Source organism: Persicobacter diffluens, from assembly GCF_036244895.1.
In the GTDB taxonomy this organism is placed as follows: Bacteria; Bacteroidota; Bacteroidia; order Cytophagales; family Cyclobacteriaceae; genus Persicobacter; species Persicobacter diffluens.
The window spans coordinates 1-15627 of the sequence record NZ_BQKE01000014.1; the positions used below are offsets into that span (position 1 = coordinate 1).

The 15627-nt window shown below is 41.3% G+C and carries 12 protein-coding genes; 7 read left to right on the plus strand and 5 right to left on the minus strand.

Annotated elements, in window-relative coordinates; all coding sequences use genetic code 11:
* Positions 1–571 precede the first annotated feature (571 nt).
* The 7 genes from AAA970_RS27540 to AAA970_RS27570 all read left to right on the plus strand — a co-directional run bounded on the left by AAA970_RS27540 (position 572) and on the right by AAA970_RS27570 (position 12043).
* Positions 572–1081: a hypothetical protein gene (locus AAA970_RS27540; protein ID WP_338239601.1), complete on the plus strand. Its 510-nt coding sequence runs from the start codon at positions 572–574 to the stop codon at positions 1079–1081.
* Between the two features lie 5 nt (positions 1082–1086).
* Positions 1087–4755, plus strand: coding sequence for a LysM peptidoglycan-binding domain-containing protein (locus tag AAA970_RS27545; protein WP_338240145.1), 3669 nt, complete (start codon positions 1087–1089; stop codon positions 4753–4755).
* Entirely contained in the window at positions 4718–5965 is a 1248-nt protein-coding gene (locus AAA970_RS27550) for a leucine-rich repeat domain-containing protein (protein ID WP_338240146.1), read from the plus strand. The genes AAA970_RS27545 and AAA970_RS27550 overlap by 38 nt, the downstream gene beginning before the upstream one ends.
* A gap of 348 nt (positions 5966–6313) precedes the next feature.
* A complete protein-coding gene (locus tag AAA970_RS27555; protein ID WP_338240147.1) occupies positions 6314–7054 on the plus strand; it encodes a hypothetical protein in 741 nt (246 codons plus the stop codon).
* A 297-nt stretch (positions 7055–7351) separates the two neighbouring features.
* Positions 7352–9079 carry an amidohydrolase gene (locus AAA970_RS27560; RefSeq protein ID WP_338240148.1) on the plus strand — a complete coding sequence of 576 codons (1728 nt, stop codon included), beginning with the start codon at positions 7352–7354 and terminating at the stop codon, positions 9077–9079.
* Positions 9076–10338: a C45 family autoproteolytic acyltransferase/hydrolase gene (locus tag AAA970_RS27565; RefSeq protein ID WP_338240149.1), complete on the plus strand. Its 1263-nt coding sequence runs from the start codon at positions 9076–9078 to the stop codon at positions 10336–10338. The genes AAA970_RS27560 and AAA970_RS27565 overlap by 4 nt, the downstream gene beginning before the upstream one ends.
* A 343-nt stretch (positions 10339–10681) precedes the next feature.
* Positions 10682–12043, plus strand: coding sequence for a hypothetical protein (locus AAA970_RS27570; protein ID WP_338240150.1), 1362 nt, complete (start codon positions 10682–10684; stop codon positions 12041–12043).
* A gap of 88 nt (positions 12044–12131) precedes the next feature.
* Here AAA970_RS27570 and AAA970_RS27575 read toward each other — a convergent pair whose 3' ends face one another.
* From AAA970_RS27575 to AAA970_RS27595, 5 genes are all read right to left on the minus strand, one after another.
* Positions 12132–12527 carry a hypothetical protein gene (locus AAA970_RS27575; RefSeq protein WP_338240151.1) on the minus strand — a complete coding sequence of 132 codons (396 nt, stop codon included), beginning with the start codon at positions 12525–12527 and terminating at the stop codon, positions 12132–12134.
* A 2-nt stretch (positions 12528–12529) separates the two neighbouring features.
* Positions 12530–12817 (minus strand): hypothetical protein, encoded by a 288-nt coding sequence (locus AAA970_RS27580; RefSeq protein ID WP_338240152.1) that lies wholly within the window; start codon positions 12815–12817, stop codon positions 12530–12532.
* Positions 12814–13311: a hypothetical protein gene (locus tag AAA970_RS27585; RefSeq protein ID WP_338240153.1), complete on the minus strand. Its 498-nt coding sequence runs from the start codon at positions 13309–13311 to the stop codon at positions 12814–12816. The genes AAA970_RS27580 and AAA970_RS27585 overlap by 4 nt, the downstream gene beginning before the upstream one ends.
* A 284-nt stretch (positions 13312–13595) precedes the next feature.
* On the minus strand, positions 13596–14756 hold the full coding sequence (locus tag AAA970_RS27590) for a C45 family autoproteolytic acyltransferase/hydrolase (protein WP_338240154.1): 1161 nt from the start codon (positions 14754–14756) through the stop codon (positions 13596–13598).
* Between the two features lie 21 nt (positions 14757–14777).
* A complete protein-coding gene (locus tag AAA970_RS27595) occupies positions 14778–15497 on the minus strand; it encodes a hypothetical protein (RefSeq protein ID WP_338240155.1) in 720 nt (239 codons plus the stop codon).
* Positions 15498–15627: the final 130 nt, after the last annotated feature.

Genomic DNA, 15627 nt, shown 5'->3' on the forward strand with positions numbered 1-15627 from the left:
TATCAAAAACATCTTCAGGTTTTACAGAAGGATTTTATTAATTACTCAATGTTGCGTTTTTCGAGTTGTTGTTTTTATTATTAATTCCGATTTTATAAAATAACAAAACGATAAATTTATGGGACTTAAACCAGGGCCAAAACGGATAGCTAAGTCTACGGGAAAACCGGACAAAAGACAAAGGGACAATAAAGAAACACCAGGGAATACACCTTCTTTAAAACCACCAAAGAGACAACAAAAAAGCTAGATTAAAAATTCAACCTATGAAAAATACCATCAAACTCACTCATCTGCATGACAGTCTTGATGGTAATTTTTTATCATCGCTTAATGAAATAACATCTTAAATTTCATTTATTATCATATGCTAGCAATCTCGGAAATTGGCACTTTACTAAAATTGGGGTATTAAGACATTTCTTTTTATCTGAGATTTTGTACCAAACCATTTAATTGACAACAGTAACATGCAATAATTTTCGATATATCACGTCCAAACCATAGTAGGTCAACTCGAAAACATTATATTTGAAGCCTCAAAAATGATATAGTTTCACGAAATAAAGGCATGAAAATAAAAGACATCAATAGAGATATAAATGAATTAAGAAACCTGATCCTTTATTCGAAAAATCACGACCTGATTGATCCAAACGCTTTTAAAAAGCTGGAGCGACCATTTTTAGAAGAAGATAGTGCATATGTACTTTGGCTAAAAGAGAACAAACCTTCCTTAGAGGAAAGATTTTTGTTACTATTAGGCCTGGCGCCTCATCTTCATGCCGGATTTTATAGTGAAATAAGCACTGATCTTTACTTCCTCCCTGGTCTTCCTCCCTTCCAACATTATAAATTGCCTACGGCTTTAAGTTTTGTAGAATTAATGAAAGCTTATAGTCTTCTACCGGAGGTGGAAATTATACAAATCATTCAAAGGAGCTTTCTTGTCTCAAAAGGAATAATCAAAATAGGGGCTTCCGCCAGGGGAATGCACTGGTTATTAGCCCCTATGCATATGCCGGAGCAATGGGTGCAGCATTTTTTATATGACCTCAATACTTTTTCAGCTACAATATAACATGTATGAGTTATTCACTTGAAGAAAAAAAGGAGACCAGTTACGAGGAACAATCCAATGATTTTTCATTCGCCACAGCTGTTCCGCAACTAGAAGCAGTTCCGGATAAAATCGCTGTAGCGCAAGAGCAATATTTGCCGGATATTCAACGCGTATACCTGGCTCCCCAGCCTGCTCAAATTCAACTTGTTTCTGAAATTGCAGATGACAATGTAAAAAAAGGCTTTGTCTTTTTAACGACTGCGATGGCTGGAGAAGAGACCAAGGTTAATATCCAAAAACGTGGTTTTGGAAGTCGTGATAGTTCAGGATATGCCGATCTGCTTTTAACTGTACTCCAAAACCAGTTATTGGATGCCCAGCCAATGATTGGTATCTATGGAAATTTGTATTTTCAAAAGCCCAACCTATTTACCGGGGAAGTAGCGCTTTTTGATGGTGTTTTTATACCAGATGATTATGTGGCTATTGAGGATGTAGTGAAATTGGCGCAGCAGGAAAGAGGAGCTGAGGAAGTTTATAAAAAGCAAAAAGAAGCTGAACTGGTGCTCAATGCCTACATGCGAGATGTGCCGAGGGATTTGGATTATAGTGAAATGGCTAAGGTTTTGTTTGAATCTGCCAATATAGAAAATCCGAAAAGCTATGCTTTCCAAAAAAGAATTCAACAGTTAGCAGAAGAAAAAGAGCAAGAAGGCTGGGGGGATTTTAGAACTTTTGTGGAAGTACTAAAAGTGCAGCCGCTTCAACACCTGGACACTATCGTTTACTTCTTTAAAGGTAATGACAGTGATCGGGTAAATGATCAGCTGAACCAGGTGTTTGATCATCCTCCAAGCATGGAAAAGCTTAAAAGGGTGTTTTTTGAGCAATATCAACAAGAGTTATCCGCTTTCCTGATCAAGCATATGCCCGGAGAAAGAGACTTATTGGGTTATAAAACTTCTAATAATCAATCCGACCTTCCGGACTTTGATTATGAAGGCATTGTTAGAACCATCAACGCAGAGATTAATAGTTACTATCAATTTAGGGATTATTCCTACAACCCTATGACTGCCGGATTGGGAGGAGGTGGTAATGCCTTTAGCGGATTGATTAGAATAAAAAGTTTAAAGAAAAATATTACCAGCCAGCTGGAAAAACTGGAGCGTAACCCATTAGCTGCGGAGCACTTTCTGAACCTGTATCATACCATCAATAATTCCTTCTTTGAAACGGATATTGAAAAACTATTCGATTATCAGGATATCGCCCCATTGCTGCCCAGTCATTTTCTTCAAAAATGGGTCGCTCATGAATATATCGGAACACCTTCTCAGCGTCTGGATCAAATCTATGAGAAGCAGAAACGCCCTCCATTACTGGCCGGTACTAACGCTCCAAATCCTCATGCTTTAGGGGAAATATTGGGTTTTAGAGCCAATGAGGCGGATCAGGTACAATTCAGTTACGTCGCCACCCGGGGAGACACGCTTTCCGGAATCGCCAATCGCTGCCGTACCACTACGGATATGCTACTCAAAGCCAATTTGTGGACCATGGTGAACCCTGCCAACGGCACCTTTGAAGATTCCTTTGGCAGACAAATGCAATTGCAACCGGGAGATCACATTCACCTTCCGGAAAGTTATGTTCCTTTAATTGGGGAATTGTACCAATTGTATAATCCACGAGAGGACGCTTATGAATTAGTAAAGGCAGAAAAGGGAACTTATCAGGTAGCCCCTTTCCAGGCAGAAACTTTTTTGGATATTGTAGGCTATATCCGGGAGGTGACCATGGACCAAATTCGTGATGATAATACCAGAACTTATCAAATGAAATTGGCCGTTTCCATGAAGCTTACCGGTAATGTTTACGCCATGTTTTATATCGGCATATCCATGGGCGGAGTATTAAGTATGCAGTCCGGAGACGACCGGGCCTTTGGGGTAACCATGAAGACACAGCTAGGCTTCCATGCCGGTGTGGGAAATCAAAGCGTGGCCAGCGCAGGGGTAAATGTGGCTGGTGGGAAAAGTATGAATCCCAAACATTTTAATAGTTTGAATGGAGGATATCATTCACCCAATCACTTTCTGGCTTATTTCGCAAAATCCATCGTTCACCTGTTAGTGGATGCTAATTCCGCTGAATTCCTAGATGTGCTAAAATTGGGAGAAAACTTTTGGGCAGGGAAACAGAGTGATGAATTTTGGAAGGAATTACAAAAAGGGTATACCCATAAACAATTAACCGACTATTCCCTTTCCGGGGAGGCGGGGGTGAATAATGTAGCCTCCATTGAAGCCGGAATGGCCGGAGGAGCTGTTCAGAAAACAAAATACCAGGGCATAGAAACACCGGAGTCTCAGGCCGACAAACGTAAGGGATGGAAAAACCTTTTGGCCAACGAACAAGAAGCTACAGAGGCCAACGAAACGGAACGGGAAAGAGAATATTTCGTGACGGTAGATTTGTTTGATGGACTCGTTACGCTGGATTTAACCGCTCAGGAAATCATTTTCAATGGTAACCGGGATAATGAAGGGGAATATATTAATATTTCCATGACCATGGCGATTCCTTCCAACAATGACTTTGTCCGAAGCCTGGCGGAAAGAGGGCAAAAAATTGACTGGATTTTTTCCGGTACCGGAACAATAGAGGATAAACTCAACAGTATCCCCGATAAAATCAGGGATGCCTTTAAAGATAAAGTCCCAGCAAAAACCGCGGTGAATATGTCAGCCTCCGTTTATGTAAGGCTGGAGTGGCAGCATATTGTACAACCTGTCAATGATATTAAAGAATGGTTCCTGCAATACTTCAGAGTTTCCAAAGGACAAGAAATCAAAATCGGGAATGATTATGGAAACGCCTCCCTCATGAAAGAAGAGGAAGTTTTTGAAATATTAGGAACCGATACGATCTCTTATATTTCCACCGTCTACAATGGAATCCATAAAGAAGTAATGGCGGAAATGACTAAGGAAGAACAGGACATTATTAAAGGTTATATCTCAGAGGCTGAAAAAGCAGCTTTGGAGGACGAAAAAGACCGACAAAGAAATGCTCAAATTAATAATCCCGAAGAGAAGACCACGCCAACCAAACGACCAACCACCAGTGATATTCTGAGAAATCATGGCAATGATCCGGCAGTGATCAAATATTCCGGCCTATTAAGAGAAAGAGCCGCCAGTCAATGGGAAAACTTTAAAATCAAAGGAAATACAGATCTGAACTTCCTGCAAGTAGCCTTTAGTCCTTCTCCCCAAACCGCTTTAGGTCCTTTGGAAAAAGAACTCTACCAAAGCCATTATCAGGAGATGATCCTGAATTTTGGTAAGGAAATCAGAGATGCGGTGGTGGCTTATGCGGAGAAAGTAGGGGACTATACCAAAGCTAAATGGAGTGAGTGTAAGTTAAGGGAGTTGAATGAGGAACAGGCACGCCTTTATTTGGGGGATATCAGAAGAATTGTGGAAGTATTGCATGCGAAGAAGATTCCTAATAAAAAATTAGAATGGGAAGATGTCGAGGGCAGTATTTCCAAATTTATGTATGGAGTGATGGCTGAAAAACCGAAAGAGATGACATCAAACTTTGAGCAGGATATCTTAACACCGTTATTTTTTGAAAATAAAGTATATGAGAATCAAGTATATGTCGAGAAGGAGTCTAATTAGTGCACTACTGATAATGCTATCGTTTTCCTGCAATACAAATAAAGGTATTGACGATTTATCAGAGAAAGAAGCGATCTCTATTCTAAAAGAAAGGCATGATTTATACTTCATTTGTAAAAAGAATGAAGAGGGTTATGTCTATGATTTGCGAATTAGAGATGATAAACGTTTAAAGAGATTTCCAAAAGAAATATTAGCATTCAAGCAGCTCGTAGATCTTGATTTAAGTGGTAATGCGATTGAAGAAATTCCTGAGTGGGTATCAGAGATAGACAGTTTAAAGTACCTCATCTTACGAGATAATCCTATCAAAGAGATTCCTCATTATATCTCTACGTTCAAGGAGTTACGTGTATTGGCAATAGATCGATCAGAAGTTACTTCGATTCCAAAGAATATCGTTGACCTTCCTCATCTAGTAACATTATACCTAGGAGGTTGCCCTCCAATGGAAGAGTTTCCATCGGTATTGTATCAATGTCTTCAGTTAGAGAACTTAGCACTACCACCTCTGAAGCGCCTTCCTGATGATATTGGTCGGTTCAAAAATCTTGAATTTTTAAATACTACTTTAGAAAGTTTTGAAAACCTTGACAAGCTACAATCGCTCACGCGTCTGTATTTAAAAAATAGTACAGCATCGCACTTTCCTAAAGATTTCAAAGGATTGCCAGAACTAAATTTTTTAAGAATCAATAACTGCAAAAATTTAGAAGAGCTACCTGCTAACCTATATGTAAAATATAAGGATCATGGTGCTGATATAGATGCCATTAACTGCGTAAAGTTAAAAGGCCTTCCGGACGAATTTGCCAAGCATCGTTCATTTGCTACTATCTATTTGGACAGCTGTCTTAATTTTAAGCATTTTCCAAAAGGAATGAACGTAGGAACGATCTCCGCAAAAAACGTCCATTGGGAAAAAGTACCAAAAGGTATCTTTTATAGTACTTGTGATGATTTATGGATTACAAACCACCGAATCAAATCCATTAAAGGAATTGGTAATATGGAAAACCTTGAATTTTGCGTCTTGTCTAATGGCCAAATTGAAGAAATCCCCAATGATATTGTCAATTGTAAAAAGTTGAAGCACCTCAATCTTCGGGGCAACAAAATCAAAGCGTTCCCGGCATTTATGTCCAAATTTATTCGAGAGAATCCCAATTTAAAAGGGGTGAATTTGGGTGGTAATCCGATTGATGATTAAATCACGGAAAAGATTATTCAAAGAATTCCATTTTGATAGCAAAAGCCCTCAACCATTTTTGGAGAGGGCTTTTCTTTTTTGTTTAATTTTTATTAGAATAATGCAATTTATTGCAAGGATATAGTTACCTATATGTTAAATAGGGTTGGGAAGTGCCACAATAATCGAATTTTAAAAAGAGTCTTTTTCAATTGGAATGTTGGTACCCCTTTCATTGGAGATTACACTGTCCGATTATTAGGGGAACTATACTCATAAGGTTAGTAACGGTGTGTTACGGTAAGTTACTTACCTGAGGGGCTGCAATCTGCCATCTTGCAGCATATTCGAAAAACAAAAATAAGAAAAATGAAAAAATTGATGATGATGGCCGTTGCAGTCATTGGGATGATGTCTTGCAACAAGAAAGATGATGTTAAACCAGTGAACAACGATCAGGAAGTGATCCAGGCAAATATGTGGAAGGTGGAAGTAGAGGATAAGGATTTAGCCTTAAACATTGCCGCCACGGTGGATTTCTTAAACGATGCCCCACAAGCCTTATTTTACCTGCACGCTGACTCAGCTTCTCTTTATTGTGAGGGGAGCAAGGCTCCGGAACTTTCACTTGCATATCAATTCAATGGTAAAAGCAGCATTCAATTAGGAACCACAAGGACAACCTATAAACTGAAAGGGGATCAATTGAGAATCGGTGATGCGCTACTGGTCAAAACCAAGAAGATCAATACCGATATTAAAAACCCATTGAAAGGGGCAAAAGATAAAAACTGGAACAAATTGATCTCTAACAACTGGAGTACTACCCTAAAAATCGAGGATGAAGAAAATGGTATTGACGACGAAATAGATTTCGTATTCAGCTATTCGAAAAAGAAGGGTTTATTATCTGTTGCTCCAGCTTTCCTGGAGGGGATTACACCAATGGTGGGGAAATTTTCATTCAAAAATGATGTGATGAATTTTCATGGTATGAAGGGCTTCAACGGTATGAAAATTAAGTCCGCAAAAGGGGATATCATAATATTGGTGGAAGACGTGAAAAGCGGGGAAAAACCAAGAGAAATTACCCTTTCCCTTATCAAATAAAAAATCTCGGGCGGCGACGGTCGCCTGACAATTTTCCTAGCCATGAAAAAAGCCCTGTTTCAGATTTTATTATGGGTTGCTGTCTTACTAATCATCGGATTAAACATCTGTTGATCAGATAGCAGCAACATCCCCATCCGCTCTTTTACCAGCTCGTAAAAGAAGCGCTACACGCTGGACGTAAAACAAATCATTCAGGGCTTTTGCCCCAAATACCCTCCCTTAAAGCTTCGATTGTCTTCCTCCAATACCTGACCCACCTGCGAGCTCCTTTTGTTAATCATAAGAAAGAAGAACATGAAAGTATTTCGTATAATGTCCATCGGAGCAGCTGTGCTTGTCGGACTTTTTTCCTTCAAAGTGACCACTCAACCGGTGGCCGATATGATCTTCCTCAATGGAAATATCCATACCGTTAATGCACAAAATGAAGTCGTAAGTGCCATTGCCATTTCTGAAGGAAAAATCATCAAGGTCGGCACAGATCAAGAAATCCTCAAATTCAAGGGGAGTAATACCCAATGTATAGATTTGGAAGAAAAAATGGTGATTCCCGGTATTATTGATGCACACATTCATCCGGATGCCGAAGCGGACAACCGACTTAGCTTGAACTTCCCACAAACCTCAACCTGGAAAGAAGCAGAGCAGGCGATCCGAGCACAAATCAATGCTCATCCTCACCAACAATGGTTTATCGGTGGAACCTTGGGATGGATTGAAGATGAGGAGAAAGACATCCTCGGCATGGGCATACCTTCGCACAAAAAATCTTTGGATGCTATTTCTACAGAAGTTGCCTTGGGCATCTATGACATTGGCTACCACGCCATGCTCGTCAATAGCAAAGCACTTGAGTTGGCTGGTGTTACAGCGAATACGCCCGACCCAAAAGGTGGCACCATCAACAAAGATCAAAATGGGGAGCCTACAGGTGTATTGAGAGAATTAGCCATTAATTATTTAGTGGAAAAAGCCGTGATCGACCGTTCTGAGGCATGGAGAAACAAGGGGCTACGTCCATTCATGGAGGAAATGACGGCCCTGGGCGTAACCGGAATGGCCGATGCCTACACCAAAAAATTCTCTGCTGACGCCTACCTTCAGCTGGAAGAGGAAGGAAATTTGAACCAATACATTTTTGGCTTTATTACTTCCCCCATTGATTGTAGCGGAAAGGAAGCCAAAGCCGAACAAAGCCGATTGATCGCAAATCGTAGTCGTTACAAAACCGAATTAATCCAAATGGATGGGGTGAAGTACATCATGGATGGATCTGCGGGAGGACAAACGGCCTGCATGAAAGCGCCGTTTGAAGGGACCCATCATTGCGGAGATTATCGAAATGATCCTGTCGAGGTCGCTCAGGACATTTTCGAAAAAGATCAAGCCGGCATCATGGTCAAAGCACATGCCATTGGAGACCGTTCAATCAATGACATGTTAGAGGCGGTTAATGCCTGTCGTGAGGTAAACCCTCACGGGCCACGCCACAGCATCGCACACTGCGTATTCACTGATCCACAAGACATTCACAAATTCGCGGACTATGACGTCATATTTGAAGCCTCTCCGGCATTATGGTTTCCGAATGATGGGGCCGAATTGATCAAAAAAGACCTTGGAGAAGAGCGCATCAAATGGGCTTGGGCCGTACGACAAGTAGTCGATCAGGGCGGTGTGGTATGTTATGGATCTGACTGGCCGGTAGCGCCATCACCGAATCCCTGGTATGCAATGGAAACAATGATTACGCGTGCAAAGCCGGGCGCTCCCTACGGCAGTAAAACCTGGAACCCGGAAGCCGCTATTGACTTAGCCACTGCCCTGCGCATTTTCACTTTCAATGGTGCATTTTCCATGAACATCGAAAAAGTAACCGGCTCTTTGGAAGCAGGAAAATCCGCAGATTTCCTGGTATTGAATCAGAATTTGGAGACGATTCCTGCCAATGAAATCCATGAGACCTTACCGCTTATGACGGTATTCCAGGGTAAAGTAGTATTTCAAAACGAACAATTATGAGAACGAAAGCCATCATTCTAACGACACTGAGCATCTTACTGTCCTGCAAATTAATGGCCCAGGGCTTACTCGATACTACCCGCACCCAATTCATGATGCTGGAAACCTATGGCACCGCCTATCAACAAGGCTATGACCATGGGGCGCAAAAATATCGTGAGATTGCCGCCAGCCTGGAGCGATACAGATTCGAATACATTGAGTATTTGCTCCAATCTGCAGGCACTGATCTAAAGTATAAAGACTTTAAAAACTTCCTGATCCATAAGACTGACATGTTTCAAAAGTTAGAAGAAGAATCCCCGGAGCAATATGCCCTGATGAAGGGTATTGCTAACGGCGCTTATCTTGATTTTGAGGATATTTTCTGTTACAACCTCAATTATGATGAAACGCTTTGGATCGTGGAAGCTTTAACCAGCAAAGATCTGAGCCTGCAACAAGCAGAGGGGCATTGCAGTCATGCTTCATTCTGGAATGGACAGCAAAATAAAATCGTCTACTCCTTTGACTGGGCACGTTGGCTGGATGGTACCCAGCTCGTTTGGAAAATGCACTTTAATAATGGACTGGAAGTATTAAATTTCACTTATGCCGGCATCATCGCCGGACAGGGCGTCAATAATTATGGGGTAGGTTTTACCGCTCATTCTACTATGGAATTACAAAGAGCCACTACCAATGCTACCCCATCGATCATGAATTACTCCAAAATTCTGCTTTCCAAATCTAAAGAAGAAGCGAGAAATATGTTGATGAAAACACATCAGGCCGCCCCGGTAGCCTATACGCTTTTCGATCGCAAAGGGACGGAAGTTTTGGAATGTGGGCCCTTTCCCACTCAGCATGTAGAAGCCCCAAATCAAATGCTCGTACAAACCAATCATAGTCATAAAAATAAAGCTTTTAGCGCCCCATTCCTTCAAATGGTTGACGCTCCGGAAAACATCAACCGAAAAGTTTTTGAGGAAAAATATCAGCAAAAAGCCATTCTACGGGCCACTAGTTTTGCCGACAGCCATCAAAGAGAAAAGGCCTTGTTGGCAATATTTTCCAAGGAGGATGTTCGTCAAAGTCCGGAAGTTTTGAAAGAAAAGTGGAAAAGCACCCCTGCCTTTAAGCCATTTCATAAGGACAATTTTTATAATAACTTTTGTACCATTACTGAAATTGGTAAAGAAAAAGTCAAGGTATGGGCCACTCCCGGTGAGTTTGACCGGTTTGCTTTAGATTTTTTCGAATTAACCCTGATCCGTTGAAAATTTGTGATCAGGGACATCATCAAAAAGGGGGGTATACGGAAATATATTCCTGATGCCCCCACTTTGATGCCCCGCACTGCCCTGAGCATTCATGATCTTAATGTGTATATCCTTCAATCCAATTACCAAAGACAGCAAAAGGGCAGTAATTTTTAGCAAGGGTTCCGAATCCCATGAGTATTCATGGGATTTTTTCTTACTTTCCAATTCGGAAAAACTAAATCCTGATATGGCCGGTGCGCAAAAAATCCCTTTTTCAAAATGGTCTCAACACCATACTCCTCTGCTTGCACATAAACAAGAAATTCTGGACAGTGATTATTTTAAAAATGCCCGCCGGATGAGCGACCTTTTAGAATACCTTGTGCAGAAAAATTTAAATCAGCCAGAGGAAGAACTATCCCCATATGAGATTGCCAAAGATGTCTTTCAAAGAGGGGATGATTTTGACCCTTCTCTGGATCCTATTTTACGGGTACAAATGTCACGATTAAGGCTCAGCCTCGACCGTTATTATCAACAAGTGGGTATTCCCGAGTATTCCTTCAACTTCCCCAAAGGAAGTTACCAAATGGAAATCCGACGATTAGCAGAAAACACCGCCGATAGTGGAACATCGATCGCTCCTCTGCGAGAAATATGCCTTTGGATACAGTTAGAGGAACAACCCAAGGCTGAAAAACTACAAATGGCCTTATCGATGTCGCAGTCGTTTCAGAATTTCAGTCTATTTACTCCTTGTGGTTTGCACCCTTTTGAACCGGCTTATAAAGAAAATATTGACCTGATTCTGGACTTTCATTGGCTCAATGGGCAGTGGCACTTTTGCTTTAAAGATCCCCAGCAGCAAAAAATATTATCCAATCATATTTATCCTCAAGCAAGTCCGGAATATTCCCTCGCCTTTCAAAAAATAATAAAGGCTGACTTTTTTAGCATCTGGGGAAAAGTAACCCGTGCCTTGTTGATCAAAGGCCAACACTGGATTTCCGACTTTTTTGAATTGATATGGCAGGAAAAGATGCTGATTCAGGAAGAATCAATCCAAAATATTCAAGCCCACTTCAAAGAAAATCGTTTTCAAGCCAAATGGCCATTGAACTTGAAACTGGTGTTCTGGAACTGGCACTTGGTTTTGGCAGAAAGCATGATGGAAGACCGATTGGAATTCTACCAACACCAACTCCCACTAATGCAGCATTTAATGCTCATGCATCCGGATAACCCGCGTCTGCAACTGATTAATTTGCTCTATCAGAACAAATGCCAGCAGGAAATATCCATTCCGGAAATCCCATTAGAGCAACTGCCCTTGGATATGTTGGAGAGTTTAGCCGGCCTTTACATTAAAAATAAGGATTGGAAGTCCTACTGGAATTTACTCAACACCATCACCGATCAAGACGATGGTAATACCTATATTTTTATTACAGGCGCTATCCACTTGCTCATCGACCCGGACTGGAACGAGACTATCCGTAGCCTTCCACCACTTATCCAACAGGATTTTTATCTACACCACCTTTGGGCGATTTGCACTGCCGAAAAAGGACAAATACTAAAAAGCCATTACCATAAGGTAACGGCCTACCATCCGGAAAATGACCTGGATCCCCGACCAATTTTGGCGCAGTATTTCCACCCGGAAGATGCAGAAAAAATCAGTAAATTATTTAATCAAAAAATTCAGGAGATGGAATAGTCCGACTACGTATTTGCCAGATATACTCCCACCATAAAATCTAGGACTTTATGGTGGGGTAATTTCACTACATTAGCTAAGAGCATGTTCAACGCTGCGTTTCACCCTCAGACTTCACTTCCTCAATCAGCGAAAGCTGGTGCGTCAGGGCCGTCAGGTGTTGTTTGTATTTTTTAACCGGAGTGGCACAGGGTCCGGCTATAGCCACTGGCCAACAGTAAGGCGTAACCAGACCAATGCCAAAAGTGGACCATTTCCATACTTTATTTTTTTTGATTTTTTTATGCGTATCATGCTTTTCCAGTTTAAAAGCTTCTTCCAAATCCAGTAACTCCTGAGCAGACATTGCCCTCAACGCATTTCTGCCTTTCAGTTCTGTGCGGCTAAGGCGCAACTTCTTATGCGTATCCAGTTCATTGGGGTGCATGGCATTAGCGGATATTGTACAGCACACCAGTGTTGCTGCGAAAAAATTTTTCATCATCTTTACTTTTTATGTTTATTTTCTTTTTTTCGAAGAGATTTGGCCTGTGCTTTCGCTTTGGCTGCATCAAATTCTAGGAATTCGTCTCCCCTTGTATTCCTGATTTTCAGGTTAAAACGATCATTTACAGCTGTATACCGGTAAGTGCCCCGCCATTCCTTATATTGAATGGAGACGACCCTGAAGAGCATCCTGGAGTCTTCGTGAATGACTTCTTGCCCTGGCCTGAATTGTTGGGCGCTCGCATGAAAGCCAGTCATCATGAACAATAGGAAAAGCAAGTATTTCATGCGGCGTTTTTCTTTACTTTTGATTTATTATTTCGAACCGGATTGATACACAGATAGCCAATACCACCCACCCAGGCGGTAAGCCCTCCAATGCCTAAGGCTATGGGAGTGAGCGGAGTCAGGGCCATAATCCCATAGCCGGTGAAGGTTACCACCCGCCATACCTTTTTGCGCTGATTGAAGTCGAGGTAAAAATCTTTTACAGTTAAATCCCCCTCTTTTTCGGATAAGGAGGCTTGTTTGCTTAAAGCCCTCACCTCCCGTTGAATATCGAATTGATCAAAGTCCCTGGCTGTGCATTCACGTTGAAGTTCAGTTTTTTTTAGGTTCTTTACTTTATACAGAAATTCCCCTCTGTAAGGGTCATAGTTTACCTTGCTAATGATATAGGGTACGCTATTAACCGATACTTTTTCACCAGCTTCAAATTGTTGCGCATGCAAACGGAACGCTACTATGAACAGTAGAAGTGTTAGATTAAATACTTTTATCATCTTCTGAATAGTTTCAATCAGTTATATAAATAATATATTTAATTATAATAAATAGACATTTTTATAATAATAGACTAAAAATAAGTCTATATATTTTTTTATTTTGAAAAAATATTTGTACAACATCTATTTAAAAGGCTTACCCGAAAATACAATGGTTTTCTATCGGAAGCGTTCGGACTACACTCCTCCTCTACCCCCCCTTAATCAGCCGCTTTAAAAACTGATTTCCAGCCGACCACCTTCCAAGAGAAGAACAACCAAAAGGAGTAATCAGCCTACTATTAATAATTTCGGATATGCACAGGCTCCTGCCCGATGTCTGTGTGAATGTACATGTCCACCTTTTTTCCCGCTACCTGGAAATAGGTAGAAGTAACAGTACCCATGAATTTATCACGTCCTTTCCATAGTGGCTTGGATTGAAGAAATGCAATAACTTCCTCATGCGATACATCCATGCTTGCTGTAGTGATAAATTCATCTGCGGCAGCCTGTCTTTTTAAGGAATGAGCACCAAACTTTTCATCCACAAAATCATGGCGAACAAACAAGGAATGATTAGAATGCGCCAAAGCGTTGCTGGATTTGACTCTCAACTTATCATCTCCATAAGCATTTTCAAAGTTGGTCGCCGCACCTTCAGCATCCACCATGATATAAGAGAAAAATGCGGTATAGTCACCGTGGACATACATTTCCCTTAATTCTTCCGGACTGGACTGATTATATGCCTCCCAAGATAAATGAAAGGAAGGCACGGCACCTTCGGCTAAAATATTTCCTTTTTGCTTTTCTCTGTACGTTCCTTCATCCGCCATGGTGTTCATCAACAACGGTTGACCTCCGACCGTAATACCGCCATAAGGAATCAGCCCTGCCCAAGTTTGGATTACTTTCGTTTGGCCATCTTCATTGGTATGATTCAAGACAATCAAGCCTTTATAGTTCACGCCCATATAATCAAAATTCGCTGCCGCCCATGCCTGACCTGCTGAATCCGTCCTCCCCATTACCGTGCACTTGGCCGGAGCCTCTAAAAAACCTACGCCTCCATTTCGTTGGCTTTCCAAAATCGCCTCATCCGACATCCCAACCGACAATAAATAGTCCGGTTCAAACCCCAAGGCATCACTCAGGCCTTTGATATAAGCCGCCGCATCCGGAGAAGATTGCTCCAATTTTGCATAAACACCTTTCTCTTTAAAGTTCCTTGACAAGCTTTCCACACTCAAACCGGGAAGCATCACCCCCAGTGTTTTATTGAACCGACCAATACCATCAAGGATCTGATCTTGGGCCACTTCTCCTACATGCCGACCTAAGGCATAGCTAGATCCTGTAAATTTAACTTCCGCAATTTGGTGAGTATGTTGAATAATTTCTGCCTGTGTGGCGAAAACCGAACAAATAACTAAGGCCAGGGCTAAAACAAACTTTTTCATAATGTAACGATGCTTAATTGATTAGAAATAAAAAGTATAGATCAGACTGAGCTCATTTTGGGGGCATATTTTACCCTTACCGAATTCCTTTTTCGCATATGCACCGATCCAGTGCTTGCCCACAGTCCAGCCAAACATTAAATCTACCGAGCAACTCTCAGTACCAGATTTAAAGTCGTACAGCTTATATTTTGGGCTGGTACGTGCATAGAAATTGCCGGAGGAGTAAACCATCATCAGCTCAAACTGCGCTCCGTGCATTTCATGATCCCCTTCTATTTTTTGAAATCTACTTTTAGAGGTATATAAATAAGAAGCAATCGGGAACATGCTGAATTTTTCACTGGCGATCAGCCCTAAAACAGCTCCGGGTGCTACGGTAATTCTCCCCCCATCAGCATTTCCTACCGGAATGAAAGCATCCACCGACAATCCGAAAGCGCCGAATGTTTTGGAGTAATCCAAATAAGGCACATTGAAATACCGTAATCTTAAATTACCAGCCTGCATTTTTCCCTCCGGAGATACTTTAAAAGGGAGCTCGCTGAGTAATAAGTTCTTAGGATTCCAGGAAAACATAGCCGATAATCGAGCAACCTTGTCCTTCCCCACTGCTCCCAACTCAATCCCTGCTCCGGAATAAAGGTTGGTCGGTTTGGAAGGGTCTATTTCCTGTTCCTGACTATACCCTGTGGTTAATCCCACGATCATCATCATGGCAGCTAATACGATCTTTTTCATGTGTAGAAATCTGATTTGAATAAATAATTACAGGTCTGAATTTCTTTGGTAAAGATCGTGGGAAAGCCTATGCAACAGAAGTAAGAAACGGTTACTTACCGTTACTTACTGAAAAGGAAAAGACCTTCTT